5 tRNA genes are annotated in these 528 nt (G+C 51.3%); all 5 read left to right on the forward strand.

Features of this window, described 5'->3' with window-relative positions:
• Window positions 1–29 precede the first annotated feature (29 nt).
• The 5 genes from R2B77_RS17385 to R2B77_RS17405 all read left to right on the forward strand — a co-directional run bounded on the left by R2B77_RS17385 (window position 30) and on the right by R2B77_RS17405 (window position 461).
• A tRNA-Trp gene (locus R2B77_RS17385) sits at window positions 30–103 on the forward strand.
• An 18-nt stretch (window positions 104–121) separates the two neighbouring features.
• Window positions 122–197: transfer RNA gene (locus R2B77_RS17390), tRNA-His, on the forward strand.
• Window positions 198–225: 28 nt separating this feature from the next.
• A tRNA-His gene (locus R2B77_RS17395) sits at window positions 226–301 on the forward strand.
• Window positions 302–307: 6 nt separating this feature from the next.
• Window positions 308–379: transfer RNA gene (locus R2B77_RS17400), tRNA-Gln, on the forward strand.
• 7 nt (window positions 380–386) lie between these two features.
• Window positions 387–461, forward strand: a tRNA-Gly gene (locus tag R2B77_RS17405).
• The last annotated feature ends 67 nt before the right edge of the window (window positions 462–528 follow it).

Below are 528 nucleotides of genomic sequence, written 5' to 3' on the forward strand. Positions count from 1 at the left end.
TTCGAATCCGTCCCCCACCACCAATTTACAGGGGCATAGTTTAACGGTAGAATAGAGGTCTCCAAAACCTTTGATGTGGGTTCGATTCCTACTGCCCCTGCCATTTTTCTCACATATTGTGGCGGTTGTGGCGAAGTGGTTAACGCATCGGATTGTGATTCCGACATTCGGGGGTTCGATTCCCCTCAGTCGCCCCATGATTTTGATAAATGAATAGTTATTATGGCGGTCGTGGCGAAGTGGTTAACGCATCGGATTGTGATTCCGACATTCGGGGGTTCGATTCCCCTCGTCCGCCCCATTTTTTTGGGGTATAGCCAAGCGGTAAGGCAACGGACTTTGACTCCGTCATTCGTTGGTTCGAATCCAGCTACCCCAGTAGTTTCGCGGAAGTAGTTCAGTGGTAGAATACGACCTTGCCAAGGTCGGGGTCGCGGGTTCGAATCCCGTCTTCCGCTCCATTAATCTACGGCGGCATAGCCAAGCGGTAAGGCATGGGTCTGCAACACCCTTATCACCGGTTCGATT

The sequence above is a fragment of the Sporosarcina beigongshangi genome (assembly GCF_033485195.1).
Taxonomy (GTDB): Bacteria; Bacillota; Bacilli; order Bacillales_A; family Planococcaceae; genus Sporosarcina; species Sporosarcina beigongshangi.